Here is a 16649-nt window from a genome sequence, read left to right on the forward strand (position 1 = left end):
TCTCCGCGGCTGCCAGGTATTGACAGGCGTTTAGATCTGAATTAGAATCGCTTTCTCTGATGTTCCCTGATAGCTCAGTTGGTAGAGCGACGGACTGTTAATCCGCAGGTCGCAGGTTCGAGCCCTGCTCGGGGAGCCAGGAATTCAAAAAAAGCCCATGCGTTCGCGCATGGGCTTTTTGCATTCGGCGCGCGCTATCCGTCTGAGCCGAATGCGCGCCGGCCTGAATGGGAGGAGCCGCCGGCCGGCTGCGCGTCGACGAAGCAGAGGCCGATGGGCGGAAGGGGCTGGCGATGCCCGGGCGCGATGACGATGGCCGGGTTCATCAGGCCCGCAGCCAGCAATCGGAGATCGAACAGCAAGTCTTGGGCTTGGGCCATCGCCGAGGCGCGGCCGTTGAACGCGGCATCCAGATTGCGCAGCAGCTCGGCGTAGCATGCCGAGAAACGCGCCAGCAGCGACTGTTCCGGGCTGCCGAACGGGTGGTCGTCGGCGCGGACATTCGCCGGCATCGGCCATACGCCGTCCGGATCGAAGCCGGAAGGAGAGCCGGACGCGGCGAAGGCCGCCAGTTTGTCGACAAGCGGCGCATGATGGGCGCCCAGCTCGTTGAGCGCCGCCAGCGCGTCGCCCGGCCCGCGGATGGCGGCGAGCGGCGCGCCGGGAACATGGTCGAGCGTCTGACGGCGCCTGGCGTCGAAATCCAGCCGTCCATGGCATTGCTGAAGCCCTTCCCGCAGCATAAGGTAAAAGCCCGCAGCTCCGGCATGTCTGTTTTCTCCATCGGAGGAGAGTCCGATTTGCGGCAGCAGGACATCGCGCAACAGGCGGGAGCTGAATCGTTCTATGCCCAAGGCCGGCGCCTCCGGCGCCAGCGGCGGCGGCGAGGGATAGGCCGGCACAAAGCCGGACAGCGCCGCGCGCGGCTGTCCGCCGATGGCGGTCTGCAGATTGGCGGCCAGCGCCATGCGCCGCACCTGCGACGCGATCGCCTCCTCAAGCAGGGCGGACAGCGCGCGGTTGGCCGCGGGCTTCAGCGACAGCCATGCGGCGAGCAGGGGCGGGATCAGGCTATGTTCGCGCCGCAGCGCCTGCTGCAACAGGGCGGGGAGCCTGGCGGCGAATTCCGCGCCGGACAGGCTTTGTATGTTGCGGGCGCCTGCATGCTGCGCCGTTGCTTGCCTAAGGGGGCGGTGCGATACGCTCATGCCGGGTTTTCCTTGGGAGAGGGCGCGCCGCCGCCGGCGCCGCCAACGGTGGAAGCATGGCTGCGGGGTTTCTCCGCTGGGAACTGTTCTTTGGTGTAGACGGCTCTGCGGGCAATGGGCGAGAGGTGGAATGTCGTTGGTATTTTTGCGGCGGGGGGAACCAAACCGCCGCCATTCGCCCTAATATGTCGTTTTTATTACGAGTCTTCGCGCCCGTGCGGCCGCGTTTCCCTGCAAGCCGATGCCCCAAATCGAAATCCTGAATCAATCGCTGTTCCTGCTGATCAACGCCACGCCGGAAACTTCCCCGCTAGCCATCAAGCTGGCCGCCTTTATCGCCCAGGACATCATGCGCCTGATGCCGTTATGGCTGGCGGCGCTGTGGCTGTGGGGCCGGCCGGCCCTGCGCGGCGTCATTCTGAAATCGGTGGCGCTGACGATTGTGGCCTTGCTCGGCAATTGGCTGATCGGCCAGGCCTGGCCGCATCCGCGGCCGTTCGCGATCCCGCTTGGCCACGCGTTCCTGCTGCACGACGCCACGCCGTCCTTCCCCAGCAATCACGGCACCATTTTCGCGATGATGGCTTTGTGCTGGTGCTTCAGTCCGGCGCGAGGCTGGGGCTGGCTGCTGGCGATCGCCGGCGTCGCCGTCGCCTGGTCCCGCGTGTTCCTCGGCGTGCATTTCCCGCTGGACATGCTGGGAGCCTTGCTGGTATCGGTTTTCTGGTACGCTGCCTTGTCGCCGCTGTGGTCGCGCCGGGGCGCGGCCTTGACCGAGCCGCTGGAGTCGCTGTACCGCCAGTTGTTGGCCAAACCGATCGCTGCCGGGCTGATCAGGCGCTGAGTTCGCCTGGGGCTCCCGGCGACGCGCCATGCCGTTGGGAGCTTTCGTGTCGCAGTCTTCCACTCCGCTTTCCGCCGCCCGCCCGGCCATGCCGCGCGGTGTCTGGGTTTTGGGCATCGTCAGCCTGCTGATGGATGTTTCGTCCGAGCTGGCGCACAGCCTGCTGCCGCTGTTTCTGGCCGGCACCCTGGGCGTGCCGGTGCTGGCCATCGGCCTGATCGAGGGCGTGGCCGAGGCCACCGCGCTGATCTGCAAGGTGTTCTCCGGCACGTTCAGCGACTGGCTCGGCAAACGCAAGCCCCTGCTCTTGCTGGGCTATGGCCTGGCGGCTGTCTCCAAACCGCTGTTTCCTCTCGCCGATTCCGCTTCCGCCGCGCTGCTCGCGCGCTTTGTCGACCGCGTGGGCAAGGGCGTGCGCGGCGCGCCGCGCGACGCGCTGATCGCCGACATCACGCCGCCGGACATCCGCGGCGCGGCTTTCGGCCTGCGCCAGAGCATGGACACCGCGGGCGCGGTGCTGGGCCCGCTGCTGGCGATCGGCCTGATGCTTCTTTACCGCGACGACATCCGCAGCGCCTTGTGGTGGTCGCTGCCGCCGGCGCTGCTGGCGGTGACGGCCATCTGGCTGTGGGTGCGGGAACCGGCAGAGCATGGCGCGGCGCGCGCACCTGCCTCTCTGTTCAGCCGAGCTGTCTTTTCTCAATTTTCAGCAGGCTTCTGGGGCGTGGCCGGGCTGGGCGCGGTGTTCACGCTGGCGCGCTTCAGCGAAGCCTTCCTGGTGCTGCGCGGCGCGCAGCTGGGCTTGCCGCTGGCCTGGGCGCCGCTGACGATGGTGGCGATGTCTATCAGTTACGCGCTCAGCGCCTATCCGCTGGGCTGGTTGTCGGACCATGTCAGCCGCGCGCGGCTGCTGCAGCTGTCCTTGCTGTTGCTGATCGCGGCTGATCTGGTCTTGGGCGCGGCCGCGGGCCCGGCGCTGTTGCTGGCCGGCGCGCTGTTGTGGGGCCTGCATCTGGGCTGCAGCCAGGGTTTGTTGTCGGCGCTGGTGGCGCAGACCGCGCCGGCGGGCCTGGCGGGATCGGCATTCGGACTGTTCAACCTGATTTGCGGCTTGGCGACGCTGTTGGCGAGCGCGGTGGCCGGCGCGCTGTGGCAGGGGTGGGGCGCGGCGGCGACCTTTCACGGTGGCGCGGCGTTCGCGGCGGGGGCCTTGCTGCTAGGCTTGCTCCTGCGTCCGCTGCGACAGTTCTGACGGATAGTGTCTTGACTGTGCGCACATTGCCTGTTTTTTAAGCGCACAAAACGGCGAGTTGATGGTAAAGTAAATGTAAAGTTATTTGCTTATATTAATTTGTTATGTGTCGGCGGAGTGAGCATGTCTGAACGTGAAGTTAGGTTGTGGCCGGAATTCGTCAAGGCCCTGAAACAGGAAGTGGTGCCGGCGCTGGGCTGCACCGAGCCGATTTCGCTGGCGCTGGCCGCCGCGCTGGCGACGCGCGAGCTGGGCAAGGCGCCGGAGCGCATCGACGCCTGGGTATCGGCCAACCTGATGAAGAACGGCATGGGCGTGACCGTGCCCGGCACCGGCACCGTGGGTTTGCCGATCGCGGCAGCCGTCGGCGCGCTGGGCGGAGACCCGGACGCCAAGCTGGAGGTATTGAAGAACCTGACCGTCGAACAGGTGGCGGCCGGCAAGCAGATGCTGGCCGACGGCAAGGTGAAGCTGGGCGTGGCCGCGGTGCCCAACATCCTGTACGCCGAGGCCTGTGTCTGGCACGGCGACGAGTGCGCGCGCGTCGCCATCGCCGACGCCCACACCAATGTGATCAAGATCGAGCGCAACGGCGAAGTGAAGCTGAAGCGCGAGGCCGCCGACGCCAAGCCGGTGGAAACCTACGAGCTGGGCGACGCCACCGCGCGCGATGTGTACGATTTCGCGATGCGCGCGCCGCTGGAGAGCATCGCTTTCATCCACGAGGCGGCGGTGCTGAACAGTGCGCTGGCCGACGAGGGCATGAGCGGCAAGTACGGCCTGCACATCGGCGCCACGCTGCAGCGGCAGATCGAAGCCGGCCTGTTGTCCGAAGGCCTGCTGTCCAACATTCTCACCCGCACCACCGCCGCGTCCGACGCGCGGATGGGCGGCGCCACGCTGCCGGCGATGAGCAATTCCGGCTCCGGCAATCAGGGCATCGCCGCGACCATGCCGGTGGTGGCGGTGGCCGAGCACGTCAAGGCGGACCGGGAAACCCTGATCCGCGCGCTGGCGCTGTCGCACCTGATCGCCGTCTACATCCATACCCGGCTGCCCAAGCTGTCGGCGCTGTGCGCGGTGACCACCGCGTCGATGGGCGCGGCGGCCGGCATGGCCCAGCTTTTGAACGGCGGCTATCCGGCGGTCAGCATGGCGATCTCCAGCATGATCGGCGACCTGGCCGGCATGATTTGCGACGGCGCGTCCAATAGCTGCGCGATGAAGGTGTCCACCTCGGCCGGCTCCGGCTACAAGGCGGTGCTGATGGCGCTGGACGGCACCCGCGTCACCGGTAACGAAGGCATTGTCGCCCACGACGTGGACGTGTCCATCGCCAACCTGGGCAAGCTGGCCACCCAGGGCATGGCGCAGACCGACACCCAGATCCTGCAGATCATGATGGACAAGCGCTGAGCGCGGCCTTTCATCATTCCATAAGCCCGGCGAAGCCGGGCTTTTTTATGGCTCGCCGCCGCGCGCGCTCAGGTATTGCGCCGGCGGCGCGCCCAGCGCGCGCCGGAACATGGCGATGAAGTTGCTGGGCGAGGCGTAGCCCAGCGCGTCCGACACCTGGGCGACGGTGCGGCCGGACGCCAGCCGCTCCATCGCCCATACCAGTTGCGCCTGCTGCCGCCAGCGCGTGAAGCCCATGCCGGTATCGGCCTGGATCAGCCGGCGCAGGCTGCGGCCGGACAGCGCTCCCAGCGCGGCCCATTCTTCCGCCGAACGGCTCGCCGCCGGATCGGCCAGCATCGCGCGGGCGATCTTTTGCAGCCGCGGGTCGGATGGCATCGGCAGATGCAGCGCTTCGCGCGGCGCCAGCCGGATTTCGTCGAGGATGACGGCGGTGATGCGCCGCTGTTCCGGCTGATGCGGCGCATCGGGCCGCCATGAGGCCGCCCGCCGCACCAGTTCCTGCAGTAGCGGCGTGATGGCCAGCACGCAGGGCTGGGCGGGCAGCAGGCCGCAGCAAGCGGGCAGCAGGAAGACGCTCCAGCCGCTCAGCGCGCCGCTGACGCGCACCCGGTGCGGCGTGTCCGGCGGCAGGTAACCGGCCCGGTGCGGCAGCAGCAGCCAGGAGCCGCGCGGCGTCTGGACGTGGATCAGCCCGTCGCTCACGCAGAACAGCTGCGCGCGCGCATGACTGTGCCAGTCGTATTCGCGGGTGCCCAGCCGGTACTCGCGGCCGGCCTCGTCGCCGCCGTTGAGCGCTATCAGCTCCGGGCCTTCCAGCCATTCGCTGAAGTCGGCGGGAGTGGGTGTCGATTCCATGATGGCCATTATTCACTATTTCTTGTCCAGATAGCGTTATATCGATGATTCCAGATCGCCCGACAATGATGGCGCGGGGCTTGGCATGGCTGGCAGCCGCATTCATTTGAAATGGAGAATCATCATGAGCAGCGTGATCATTGTCGGCGGCGGCATCGGCGGCCTGTGCCTGGCGCAGGGCCTGGCGAAGGCCGGCATCGAATTCGAGGTGTTGGAGGCGGATGCGGGTCCGCAGGTTCGGGAGCAGGGCTATCGCTTGCGGATAGACGCGATGGGGCAACGCGCTTTGCGCCAGTGCCTGCCGCCGGCCTTGTTCGAGTTGTTCCGCGTCAGCTGCGCGGTCAGCGGCCCGGCGCGCTTCGTCGATCCGCAGTTGAATCCGCTGCCGGGCCGCCGGCCGGAAAACTGGCGGGAAAACGCCGGCGCGTGCGAGGGGGACGGCGATCTGAGCGCGGACCGGCAGCTGTTGCGGGACATCCTGAGCCACGGTCTGGAGGCGCGCATCCGCTGGGGACGGCAGGCGAGGGGATTCGAGCGCGACGGCGATGGCATCGTCGTGCATTGCGCCGACGGCGCTGAACACCGGGCGGATCTGGCCGTGGCCGCCGACGGCCTGCACTCGCCGCTGCGTCGGCAATGGTTGCCGCAGGCGGAGCCGGAAGCGATCGGCGCGCTGAATCTTTACGGCAAGGAAGTGCTGGCAGGCGTCGATCCGGCTTTGCTGGACGGGCCGACCGTGGTTTTCGCCGACGGCTTCACGCTGGTGATCGAGCCGATGCGTTTTCGCGCGCCGATGGAAACGCTGGCGACCCGGCATGCGCCGGATTGCCGGCTGAGTCCGGTGGCGGACTACGTCTACTGGGCGCTGTTCGGCAGGATGGAATGCCTGGGCGGGGCGCTGTCCAACGAGGCCGGCGACAGCGTGCGCCGGCGCGTCGAGGATGCGGCGCGCGGCCTGCATCCCAGCCTGTCGGCCTTGCTGGCGCGGACCGCGCCGGAAACGATCAAAGGCCGGGAGGTCAGGATGGCGGGCAATGTGCCGGTGTGGCCATCCGGCCGGCTGACGGCGCTGGGCGACGCCATCCACGCGATGAGCCCGGCCGGCGGCGTCGGCGCCAACACCGCGCTGGCCGACGCGGCGATGCTGGCGGCGTGCCTGGCCGACGGCGATGTCGACCGGGCCGTCGTCCGCTACGAGGCCGACATGCGCAACCGGGCCGAGCAGGCGCTGGCGGCGACGCGCGCCGGGACCGATCGTCTGTTGCGGCGGGCTTGAGCCTAGTCCTGCGTCGCCGGGCTCAGCGCCAGGCGCACGCTCTGTTCGTTCAGCGCCGGCGCGCACAGCTCGATGAAGCGGTAGGCGTAGCTGCGCAGGTAGTGGCCGCGGCGTATCGCGATGCGGCTGGTCTGCTGGCCGAACAGCGGCGGTCCTTCCACCACCTTGACCCCGGCGTCGCGGCGCGGGTCCACCGCCATCGAGGCGACGATGCCGACGCCCAGCTCCAGTTCGACATAGGTCTTGATCACGTCGGCATCCAGCGCCGCCATCACGATGTCGGGTGCCAGGCCGGCCTCGGCGAAGGTGTTGTCTATTTTGGCCCGGCCGGTGAAGCCGTGGTGGTAGGTGACGATGGGGTGCTCGGCCAGCGCGTCCAGCGTCAGCGGCTCGCGGTGCAGCGGATGCTCGGGCGGGGCGATCACGCAGTGGTGCCAGCTGTAGTAGGGGAAGGACACCAGTTCCGACACTTCGGTCACCGCCTCGGTGGCGATGCCGATGTCGGCGTCGCCGGCCAGCAGCAGCCGGACCAGCTCTTCCGGGCTGGCCTGGTGCAGCACCAGGTGCACGCGCGGGAAGGCGCGCTTGAACTCGGTCACCACCTGCGGCAGCGCGTAGCGCGCCTGGGTGTGGGTGGTGGCGATGGTCAGTTGGCCCTCGTCGCGCAGGCTGAACTGCTGCGCCAGCCGCTTGATGTTGCCGGCGTCCAGCAGCATGCGCTCGACGATGGTCAGCAACTCCTTGCCGGGGTCGGTCAGGCCGAGGAAGCGCTTGCCCTTGCGGATGAACAGCTCCACGCCCAGCTCGTCCTCCAGGTCCTTGATGTGCTTGCTGACGCCGGACTGGGAAGTGAACAGCGCGTTGGCCACCTCGGTCAGGTTGAAGCCCTGGCGCACGGTTTCGCGGATGATGCGCAGTTGCTGGAAATTCATGCTTCGCCTCCTTGCGGATCGGCGGCGAACACGCGCGCGGCGCGCGCCTGCAGCCGCACCGGCTGTCCGACGGCGAGCTCGGCCAGCAGCGGCGCGTCGGCAGGGAGTTCGGCGTCGAAGGATTGGCCGGCTAGTTCGTCGCGGCCCTCCAGTTCGATGCGGGACAGCCCGCCCAGGGTCAGCACCCGCTGCACCCGCGCCGGCAGGCCGGCGCCGTGTTCCGGCAGAATGGCCAGCTCGTGCGGGCGGATGAAGGCTTCCACCGGCTGGCCGTGCGGCAGCTGGTGGTCGGCGTCCAGCGTCTGGCCGCCGACGGCCACCGCGCCGGCCGCGCTGACGCCGCGGATGCGGTTGGCGCTGCCGAGGAAGCCATAGACGAAGGCGCTGGCCGGCTGGGAATACACCTCGGCCGGCGAGCCGATCTGCTCCACCCGGCCGTGATTCATCAGCACCACCCGGTCCGCCACTTCCAGCGCCTCTTCCTGGTCGTGGGTGACGAAGATCGAGGTGATGTGCAGCTCGTCGTGCAGCTTGCGCAGCCAGCGGCGCAATTCCTTGCGCACCTTGGCGTCCAGCGCGCCGAACGGCTCGTCCAGCAGCAGCACGCGCGGCTCCACCGCCAGCGCGCGGGCCAGGGCGATGCGCTGGCGCTGGCCGCCGGACAACTGGGCCGGCAGGCGGTCGGCCAGCCAGTCCAGCTGCACCAGGTCCAGCAGCGCGTGCACCTTGCGCGCGATCTCGGCCTCGGACGGGCGCTCGCGGCGCGGCTTCATCCTGAGGCCGAAGGCGACATTGTCGAACACCGTCATGTGGCGGAACAGCGCGTAGTGCTGGAACACGAAGCCCACCTGGCGCTCGCGCACATGGGTGGCGGAGGCGTCCTGTCCGTCCAGCAGCACGCGGCCGGCGTCGGCCTGCTCCAGGCCGGCGATGATGCGCAGCAGCGTGGTCTTGCCGCAGCCGGACGGGCCCAGCAGCGCCACCAGCTCGCCGCCGGGGAAGTTGAGGCTGACGTCGTCCAGCGCGGCGAAGTCGCCGAAGGCCTTGCGGATGTTTTCTACTTGTATGCTCATCTCAGTTTTCCTTGACGCTGCGCCATTCCACCCAGCTCTTCAGCGCCAGCGTGACCAGGGCCAGCAAGGCCAGCAGGGACGCCACGGCGAAGGCCGCGGCGAAATTGTACTCGTTGTAGAGGATTTCAACGTGCAAAGGCAGGGTATTGGTCTCGCCGCGGATGTGGCCGGACACCACCGACACTGCGCCGAACTCGCCCATCGCCCGCGCGTTGCTGAGGATCACGCCGTACAGCAGCGCCCAGCGCACATTGGGCAGCGTCACGTGCCACAGCACCTGCCAGCCGCGCGCGCCCAGCACCACCGCGGCTTCCTCTTCCTCGCGGCCCTGGGCCTCCATCAGCGGGATCAGCTCGCGGGCGACGAAGGGCACGGTGATGAACAACGTGGCCAGCACGATGCCGGGCACCGAGAAAATAATCTTGATGCCGTACTCCGCCAGCCACGGCCCCAGCCAGCCTTGCTGGCCGAACACCAGCACGAAGATCAGGCCGGCGACGACCGGCGACACCGAGAACGGCAGGTCGATCAAGGTGATCAGCAACTGCTTGCCGCGGAAGTCGAAGCGGGTGACCGCCCAGGCGGCCGCGACGCCGAAGGCCAGGTTCAGCGGCACCGACACCGCGGCGGCGAGCAGCGTCAGCTTCACCGCAGCCAGCGCGTCAGGCTCGGCCAGCGCGGTCAGGTAGGTGCTCCAGCCCTTGGCCAGCGCCTCGGCGAACACGACGAACAGCGGCAGCAGCAGGAATACGGCGAAGAAGCCCAGGGACAAAGTCAGGATGGTCCATTTGACGGCGCGCGACTCGCGGGTGGCGGCGCGGGATTCCAGCTGCGCGGCCTTGTCCGCCGCCGGGCGCGGATGGGTGATGGCGGCGCTCATCGGGTGCCTCCCGCGCGGCCGTGGCGGCGCGCGCTCCAGAATTGCAGGCCGTTGATCGTCAGCAACAGCAGGAAGGACGCGGCCAGCATCACCGAGGCGATGGCGGCTGCGCCGGCGTAGTCGAACTGCTCCAGCTTGCTGATGATCATCAGCGGCGTGATTTCAGACACCATGGGCACGTTGCCGGCGATGAAGATCACCGAGCCGTACTCGCCGACCGCGCGGGCGAAGGCCAGCGCGAAGCCGGTCAGCAGCGCCGGCTGCAGCGTGGGCAGGATCACGTGGCGGAAAATCTGCCAGCGGCGCGCGCCCAGGCAGGCCGCGGCTTCCTCCAGCTCCGATTCCAGGTCTTCCAGCACCGGCTGCACCGTGCGCACCACGAAAGGCAGGCCGATGAACACCAGCGCCACCAGCACGCCCAGTGGGCCGAAGGCCACCTTGACGCCCAGCGGCTCCAGGTATCGGCCCAGCCAGCCATTGCCGGCGTACAGCGCGGTCAGCGCGATGCCGGCCACCGCCGTCGGCAGCGCGAACGGCAAATCCACCAGCGCGTCCACCAGCCGTTTGCCCGGAAAGCGGTAACGCGTCAGCGACCAGGCCAGCAGCAGGCCGAACACGCTGTTGATGGCGGCCGCCGCCAGCGCCATGCCGAAGCTGAGCCGGTAGGAGGCCAGCACGCGCGGCGAGGCGGCGGCGTGCCAGAAGCTTTCCAGCGGCTGGCCGGCGGCGCGCAACGCCACCGCGGCCAGCGGGATCAGCACCAGCAGCGACAGATAGCTGACGGTGAAACCCAGCGACAGGCTGAAGCCTGGCAGGACGCGGGGAGGGCGGGATGGCGGAGCGAGTGTCGCTGACATTGTGGATTCCAATTCATATAACCGAATAAACGATATCCGCGGGACTCTTATTCTGAAAATAAGTATTTCTTCAATGCTTATTCGATATTATGCAAAACGGGCGGGTGTGGCGCAGCCCTTGCTTTGGCATTCACTCGCGCTAGTTTTGAGGTGGTGGTGGGCCAAGTTCGGCGGTTTGACGCTGTCCGAAGCCTGAGGACGCAGAAAGACGAGCGCAACCGGTTGAAAGGGCTTGTGGTCGAACAGGCGCTGGATATCCAGATGCTGAAAGAGAGCGTCTCAAAAACTAACAAAGCCCGACCGGGTTGCGATGCTGCCTCGCATCTCGCTGTCAGGCTGACTGGTCTGTCCCGCCCCCCGTGGGCACTAGCTTAAGTTGGTTAAGTCAGCATTTCTGTGACTTCGCCAAGTGTCGGTGCATACGCTCCATGCTGTCTGGCGGTGCAGGCCGCTGCCGTGGCAACAAAACGCAGCAAGTCTTGCGCTGTGGTCTGCGGATGGTGCAGGACGTATGTCATCCAGCTGCCCATGGCCGTGTCGCCGCAGCCCACGGTGTCGGCCACGACAACGGGCAGGGCGGCTTGCCGATATTCTTTACCGTCGGCAAACAGCGTCATGCCGTCGGCACCCCGGGTGAACAGGATGCTGGCTTGCGGGGCCTGTCGGCGCAAGGTGGCCAGTGCTGCTGGCTTGCCCAGTCCGGGATACAGACCAAACAGGTCATCGTCAGCCACTTTGATGTAGTCGGCAATGCTTAACATGGCGTTGAAGTGTGCTTGGTAGCAAGGCGTGTGCATGGTGTTGCGGAAGTTGGGGTCAAAGGCAATCCGGCAGCCTTGCGCAGTCAGTTGCCTGGCTAGCTGCACCAGGCGACTGGCCAGTGGTTCGCGCGCCAGGCTGATGCAGCCAAAATGGGCAATGCGTACTGACTGATCCCAGCCCGCAGGCAAATGTGCGGGATCGAAGTGCAGATCAGCGCTATTGTCGCCAATGAAGAAATATTGCGGAGGCCTGGTGGATGGCACCATGGCCAGCAGCGGCGGGTAGGGCAGTTGCTGGGTGTAGCGCATGTCCAGCCCTGCCATTTCCGCCCCTTGACACAAGGCGTCGCCGAAACGGTCCTGACTGACTGCGCCAGCAAAGGCCGCCGAGCAACCGAGTTGAGCGGCCACGCGCGCCACATTCCAGCAGGAGCCACCTGGATAGTCTTGCCAGCGGCCATCGTCTTGCAGGATGAAGTCGGTCAGTGCTTCGCCAAAAACCAGATAGTGCGGGAGATTCATGCTGTCAGGCCTTCTGCGCTGCTCATGTGTACCGGCTTGGCATTGAGTGGCCAGAACGCCAGCTGTTCGATATGGATGTCGCCCTCTGCCTGCAGGCTGATGCCCTGGGCATCAGCATCGGGGAAGATGCAGGCCGACAGCGCCACCGTGCCGTCGGCAGCAAATACTTCCAACGTGCTGCGATCCAGCAGCAGTTGCAGTTGCAGCCGCTTGCCGGAGGGGAGCGGCGCACGGCTGATACGTCCTTCTGCGCTGCCACTGTGACGCGTGTCCAGCAGTAGTTCGGCAGTGGCGGGCAGCCAGCTCAGCCGGGTATGGCAATGTTGACCTTGTCTCAACAGGAGGTGACAGGCGCTGGCATCGGTACTGCGCAGGTTCAGTTGCAGCTCGCCGCACTCACCGTGTACGGCTGCATGCTGCCAGTCACCGTGAATGGCATGATCTGTCAGTAACACGCCCTTGCCACGCAAGGCTTGCAGTGCCGGGTGCGGCTGCTGGCTGAGCAGACCGTCGCGCCAGCTCAGCAGGCGTGGCGCGCTCAGGCAGTGGCTCCAGCCATCGGCCACGCTTGGTGTGTCTGGCTGTTCCGGCCGTCCCATCCAGCCCCACAGAATGTGTTCCCCATGCGGGCCGCGCAGGGTTTGCGGCGCATAGAAGTCCGGGCCGTAATCCAGCGCATGCGGACGGTCAAACACCGCGCCGTCCTGCTGCCTGCTGGTGTAGCAGCTGGCATTAGCGTTGGGCCAGGGCCAGTCTGCACCGGCCTGCCCTTGCGGGCAGAACAGCAGCAGCTGGCGATCTTGCAGGGTGAGCAGATCCGGGCATTCGCACATATAGCCGTTGTCACTACCGGGCAACAGCTCGCCGCGCAAGGTCCAGTGCTGCAACGTGGCGCTGTGAAAATGCAGTACCGTGCCGCTGCCGTTGTTGCGCTGTGCACCCAACGCCAGATGAAAACCGTCCCAATCGCGCCATAGCCGCGGGTCGCGGAAATGGCTGGTATAGCTTGCGGGCGGCTTCTCCAGCGCCAGGCCCAGCTTGGTGAAGTGGATGCCGTCATCCGATACTGCCAGGCATTGGTAGCTGTGGCGCACTTCACCGTTACGCACATTGCCGGTGTAAATCAGCCACAGCCGGCCATCCATCACCCAGGCGGAGCCGGAATAACAGCCGTGGCTGTCATACCACTCGCCCGGTTGCAGTGCGGGCGGGTGCATGGTCCAGTCCAGCAGGTCAGGGCTGCTGGCATGACCCCAGTATTTGGGGCCATGTGCACAGGCGTGCGGGTTCCACTGGAAAAACACATGGTAACGACCGGCAAAATAAACCAGCCCGTTGGGGTCGTTCAGCAGCCCTTGCGGGGGAGACAGGTGAAACGCCGGTCGCCAGTTGCCAGTGGCGGCGGGATGCTTATTGCTCACGCTTGGCATCCTGTGCTTTCAGGCCAAACAGCCAGCTGCCGGCAAAGGCGCTACCAAAGGCAATCAGCAGGCCGGCAATGTAAAACAGCATGCTGCCAGCCGGGACAATGGCAATGCCGGGCAGGCCGGTGACGCCGATGGCAGTCATCGACACCTGATTGAATACCACCCAGGCACCGCCCAGCGCGCCACCCAGCGCTGCGGCGACAAAGGGACGGACAAAGCGCAGGTTGACGCCGAAGATGGCGGCCTCGGTGATGCCCAGCAGGCAGGACAGGGCGGCAGGCAGGGCAATCTGTCTGACCTTGTTGTCCTGGGTACGGAAAAACACCGCCAGCGCAGCACCGCCCTGCGCTACATTGGCCATCGACCAGATGGACAGCAGGAAATTCTTGCCAATGGCCGGATTGCTGAGCAAACCCGCTTCGATGGCGTGGAAGCTGTGATGCACGCCTGTGATCACCACCAGCGAATACAGGCCACCAAATAGCAGGCCGGCCAGTGCACCGCCATGCTGGTAGATCAGCATCAGGCTGATGGAAATGGCATCACCCAGCATGCGACCGTAGGGGCCGATCAGCAGCAGCGCAATCAGTGCGCTGCACATCAGCGTGAGAAACGGCGTGAGGATCAGGTCCAGACTGTTGGGGACGATGCGGCGCAGCTGGCGTTCGATGTGGCTTTGCACCCATACCGCAAGCAATACCGGCAATACCGTACCCTGATATCCCACCTTGGCGACATGCATGCCGAACAGCGTCCAGTATTCATGAATGCCGCTGCCCACAGTCCAGGCATTCTGCAGGGCAGGGTGAATCATGATGCCCCCCAGCGCGGCCGCCAGGAAGGAGTTGCCATTGAATTCGCGCGCGGCGGAGAAGGCAATCAGGATGGGCAGGAACACGAAGGCCGTGTTGGAGAACATGTCCACCAGCTGCAGCCAGGGCGTATCACTGGCCAGCCCCAGTGTCTTTGCGGTGCCGATGACCCCCATCAGCAAGCCGCAGGCCACGATGACAGGGATGATGGGCACAAAAATATTGGACAGCGTCTGCGCCAGTCGTTGGGCCAGCCCCAGTCGGGCCGCTGCCAGTTTCTTGCTTTCCTGGGTAGAGGCCTGATTCAGTCCGGTGCTGGTGATCAGCGCCTCGCATACCCGGTTGACCACCCCCTGGCCTAGTACGATCTGAAACTGACCGCCATTGACAAAGCTGCCTTTCACGCTTTCCAGCGCATCCAGCGCGGCCTTGTCCACCCCTTGCGTGTCGCGCAGCACCAGGCGTAGCCGGGTGGAGCAGTGGGTAATGCTGTCGATATTATCTGCGCCGCCTACCAGAGGCAGGATATCGGCGGCAATTTGTTGGTAATTCATTGTCTCCTCCGCATGGTAACGTTACCATATTTGTGTTTTAAAAAGCCCCTGTGTTTTACGGGGCCAACTGCCGTGCGCTATCGCGCATCTTGATGGTGAACGGCATCACCAGCTTGCTGCTGATTGCCGTTTTTTTCTGCAACTGGTCCAGCAGCAATTGCGCTGCCTGGCGGCCACTGCCCTGATAATCGTAATGCACGGTGGAAAGGCGCGGCTGCATCATGGCCGCAATATCGATATCGCCCATGCCGACTACCGAAACATCTTGCGGCACGCGCAAACCCAATTCCGCCAGACGGCTGATGGCGCCAATGGCCAGCCGGTCGGTGGCCGCCAGCAGGGCGGTGGGCTGCTGTGGCAGGGCCATCAGCTGATCCACTGCCAGCGCTGCGCTGGCAAAATCAAAGCCGCGTGCGGTCATCAGGGTTTCATCCGGTGCAATGCCTGCCGCTGCCAGGGCGTGCTGGTAACCGCGCTTGCGCTCGCCACCCACCTGGATGTCGCGTGCATTTACACCGATAAAGCCAATGCGCCGATGGCCGCGTGCAAGCAATGCCTGGGTCAGGGCGGTGGCGGCTGCACATTCGTCCTGCAACACGCAGCTGAGGCCCAGTTCCGAGGCATCCTGACCCAGTACCACCAGGGGCCGTTGCAACATGGCAAAAGCCTGGCGGTGTTGTTCGCCCAGTTCGGTGGCCAGCAGTAGCACGCCATTGACGCGTTGTTCCTTGAACAGTTGCAGAGCCTTGAGTTCGCGTTCGGCCTGATTATCGGTATGTGCCAGCAGCAGGCTGTAGCCCGCCGCCTCCAGCGCGGCGGAAATGCCCGCCACCATGGCGCTGATGCTGTAGGAGTCGATACGGGGAATCACCACGCCCACCAGCGAGGACTGTTTGCGCTGCAAGCCCTTGGCTACCGCGCTGGGGACAAAGCCGGTGGCGGCGATCACCCGTTCGATGCGCTCGCGCACTTCCGCTTTGACATAGCCGGATTGGTTGAGCACCCGCGACACCGTGGAGACGGAAGTCTGCGCCAGCGCGGCCACTTCGCGAATGCTGTTGGCAGTTTGTGGTAACGTTTCCATGCTGGTAGACTAGTTGTCATCTAGTCGCACTGTCAATTCTTTGTTGGCTAAGGGGTTGTTGACCGGTAAGGAAAGCGGGAGAAAAGCCGCGCCGGTTTGGTAAATTCAAACTCTAACGTCCGCGTTCGCTTTTCGGCCAGTCAAGAAACCGAACCTGGATCAGATTGTCGCCACGCTCTGGCTGAAGGAAATGATCCAGGGCACACTGATTCGCAAGCTATGCGCCTACACTGTGCCAAACCCGACGCGGCGAGCGCTCTTTGAATTCGACAAACTGGTGCGCAGCCTCTACACGCTACGCTACCTGCGCGACCCGCAGCTGGAACGCATCGTCCACCGTTCACAGAACCGGATCGAATCCTACCACCAGCTGCGCGGAGCCATCGCCCAGGCCGGCGGCAAGAAGGAACTGACTGGCCGGACCGACATTGAAATCGAGATCAGCAACCAGTGCGCCAGGCTGATCTGCAACACCATCATTTATTACAACTCGGCCATCCTGTCCTGGCTGCTGACCAAGTACGAGGGGCGCGGCAACGAAAAGGTCCTGGCGCTGATCACGCAGATGTCGCCGGCGGCGTGGCGGCACATCCTGCTGAACGGGCATTACACCTTCCACAGCGAGGGCAAGCTCATCAACCTGGGTGAGCTGGTGGCGGAGTTATATCTGGGTTGACAAAAAAATCTGGGGTTTGGGCTTACTACCCCTTTTATGAGCCGCATGTATCCTGGATAGCGGTCGGCGGCGCTTTGGCCGCCACGCTGGTCTGGTTGTGGGCGCTGACCCGCAAACACCTGCGCGATCGTCAGGCCATGACCAACTGGACGGCTGGTCTGACGCTGCTGTGGGGGCTGGCCATGACCTTGTGGCTGCCGTGGTGGGACGCTTCCAA

14 protein-coding genes, 1 tRNA gene and 1 pseudogene are annotated in these 16649 nt (G+C 65.5%); 6 read left to right on the forward strand and 10 right to left on the reverse strand.

The features are described from left to right. The first annotated feature begins 63 nt into the window (after positions 1–63). Positions 64–139 (forward strand) — tRNA-Asn (locus ACY3GB_RS22845). Positions 140–194: 55 nt separating this feature from the next. Here ACY3GB_RS22845 and ACY3GB_RS22850 read toward each other — a convergent pair. Next, a complete protein-coding gene (locus tag ACY3GB_RS22850) occupies positions 195–1208 on the reverse strand; it encodes a ferritin-like domain-containing protein (protein WP_463090760.1) in 1014 nt (337 codons plus the stop codon). Positions 1209–1449: 241 nt separating this feature from the next. On the opposite strand from ACY3GB_RS22850, the gene ACY3GB_RS22855 reads away from it, so the two are divergent. From ACY3GB_RS22855 to ACY3GB_RS22865, 3 genes are all read left to right on the forward strand, one after another. Beyond that, positions 1450–2052, forward strand: a complete 603-nt coding sequence (locus ACY3GB_RS22855; RefSeq protein ID WP_463090761.1) for a phosphatase PAP2 family protein — start codon at positions 1450–1452, stop codon at positions 2050–2052. Positions 2053–2098: 46 nt separating this feature from the next. Beyond that, the gene (locus ACY3GB_RS22860; protein WP_463090762.1) at positions 2099–3304 is read left to right on the forward strand and encodes an MFS transporter; all 1206 of its coding nucleotides are present in this window, start codon (positions 2099–2101) and stop codon (positions 3302–3304) included. A 123-nt stretch (positions 3305–3427) separates the two neighbouring features. Further along, positions 3428–4720 carry an L-cysteine desulfidase family protein gene (locus ACY3GB_RS22865; protein ID WP_463090763.1) on the forward strand — a complete coding sequence of 431 codons (1293 nt, stop codon included), beginning with the start codon at positions 3428–3430 and terminating at the stop codon, positions 4718–4720. A 45-nt stretch (positions 4721–4765) separates the two neighbouring features. Here the strand turns inward: ACY3GB_RS22865 and ACY3GB_RS22870 are convergent, their stop codons facing one another. Beyond that, entirely contained in the window at positions 4766–5578 is an 813-nt protein-coding gene (locus ACY3GB_RS22870) for an AraC family transcriptional regulator (protein WP_463090764.1), read from the reverse strand. Positions 5579–5702: 124 nt separating this feature from the next. On the opposite strand from ACY3GB_RS22870, the gene ACY3GB_RS22875 reads away from it, so the two are divergent. Continuing rightward, positions 5703–6854 (forward strand): FAD-dependent oxidoreductase, encoded by a 1152-nt coding sequence (locus ACY3GB_RS22875; protein WP_463090765.1) that lies wholly within the window; start codon positions 5703–5705, stop codon positions 6852–6854. Positions 6855–6856: 2 nt separating this feature from the next. Here the strand turns inward: ACY3GB_RS22875 and ACY3GB_RS22880 are convergent, their stop codons facing one another. The 8 genes from ACY3GB_RS22880 to ACY3GB_RS22915 form a co-directional block, all read right to left on the reverse strand. Continuing rightward, complete coding sequence (locus ACY3GB_RS22880) at positions 6857–7786, reverse strand: CysB family HTH-type transcriptional regulator (protein ID WP_463090766.1); 930 nt, start codon at positions 7784–7786, stop codon at positions 6857–6859. After that, positions 7783–8859 (reverse strand): sulfate/molybdate ABC transporter ATP-binding protein, encoded by a 1077-nt coding sequence (locus ACY3GB_RS22885; RefSeq protein ID WP_463090767.1) that lies wholly within the window; start codon positions 8857–8859, stop codon positions 7783–7785. The genes ACY3GB_RS22880 and ACY3GB_RS22885 overlap by 4 nt, the downstream gene beginning before the upstream one ends. Position 8860: 1 nt before the next feature. Continuing rightward, positions 8861–9739: a sulfate ABC transporter permease subunit CysW gene (cysW, locus tag ACY3GB_RS22890; RefSeq protein ID WP_463090768.1), complete on the reverse strand. Its 879-nt coding sequence runs from the start codon at positions 9737–9739 to the stop codon at positions 8861–8863. After that, the gene (cysT, locus tag ACY3GB_RS22895) at positions 9736–10596 is read right to left on the reverse strand and encodes a sulfate ABC transporter permease subunit CysT (protein ID WP_463090769.1); all 861 of its coding nucleotides are present in this window, start codon (positions 10594–10596) and stop codon (positions 9736–9738) included. Before cysT ends, cysW begins: the two co-directional genes overlap by 4 nt. Positions 10597–10976: 380 nt before the next feature. Next, positions 10977–11879, reverse strand: coding sequence for a carbohydrate kinase family protein (locus ACY3GB_RS22900; RefSeq protein WP_463090770.1), 903 nt, complete (start codon positions 11877–11879; stop codon positions 10977–10979). Continuing rightward, on the reverse strand, positions 11876–13300 hold the full coding sequence (locus ACY3GB_RS22905; protein ID WP_463090771.1) for a glycoside hydrolase family 32 protein: 1425 nt from the start codon (positions 13298–13300) through the stop codon (positions 11876–11878). The genes ACY3GB_RS22900 and ACY3GB_RS22905 overlap by 4 nt, the downstream gene beginning before the upstream one ends. Continuing rightward, complete coding sequence (locus ACY3GB_RS22910) at positions 13290–14672, reverse strand: sucrose-specific PTS transporter subunit IIBC (protein ID WP_463090772.1); 1383 nt, start codon at positions 14670–14672, stop codon at positions 13290–13292. The genes ACY3GB_RS22905 and ACY3GB_RS22910 overlap by 11 nt, the downstream gene beginning before the upstream one ends. 55 nt (positions 14673–14727) lie before the next feature. Continuing rightward, on the reverse strand, positions 14728–15756 hold the full coding sequence (locus ACY3GB_RS22915; protein WP_463090773.1) for a LacI family DNA-binding transcriptional regulator: 1029 nt from the start codon (positions 15754–15756) through the stop codon (positions 14728–14730). A gap of 142 nt (positions 15757–15898) precedes the next feature. Here ACY3GB_RS22915 and ACY3GB_RS22920 point away from each other — a divergent pair. Beyond that, positions 15899–16432, forward strand: a pseudogene (locus ACY3GB_RS22920) (Tn3 family transposase); the annotation flags it as partial. Positions 16433–16649: the final 217 nt, after the last annotated feature.

The sequence above is a fragment of the Chromobacterium sp. Ag138 genome (genome assembly GCF_055181315.1).